Genomic DNA, 450 nt, shown 5'->3' on the forward strand with positions numbered 1-450 from the left:
GCCCAGGCCGCGTCCGGTGTCGCCGGCCTCATCAAGATGGTGATGGCCCTGCGCGGCGAGGAGCTGCCGCCAACCCTCCACGTCACCGAGCCCACCCCGCACGTCGACTGGTCCCAGGGCCAGGTCCGGCTGTTGACCGACCCGACGGCCTGGCCGCAGGACCCGGAGCGGCCCCGCCGAGTGGGCGTCTCCTCGTTCAGCATCAGCGGAACCAACGCTCACCTCGTCCTGGAGAGCGCCGACGCCACGGCCGCACCGACCGACGACCAGGCCGAGGACAGGGCCGACGACACCGACGAGCCCGCGCCGGGCGTCGCCGGCACCACCACGGTGCTGCCCTGGATACTGTCCGCCCGCACTCCTGAGGCACTGCGGGGACAGGCCGAACGGCTGGCCGAGGTCGCCGACGGCCTTGACCCGGTGGGTGTCGCCCGCACCCTGGCGGTCTCC

Annotated in this window: 1 protein-coding gene; it reads left to right on the plus strand. The window is 74.0% G+C overall.

The window, feature by feature from the left end:
• On the plus strand, positions 1 to 450 hold a 450-nt coding region (locus V1L54_RS29325), incomplete at both ends, for a ketoacyl-synthetase C-terminal extension domain-containing protein (protein WP_330121194.1).

The sequence above is a fragment of the Streptomyces rubellus genome (assembly GCF_036323805.1).
In the GTDB taxonomy this organism is placed as follows: Bacteria; Actinomycetota; Actinomycetes; order Streptomycetales; family Streptomycetaceae; genus Streptomyces.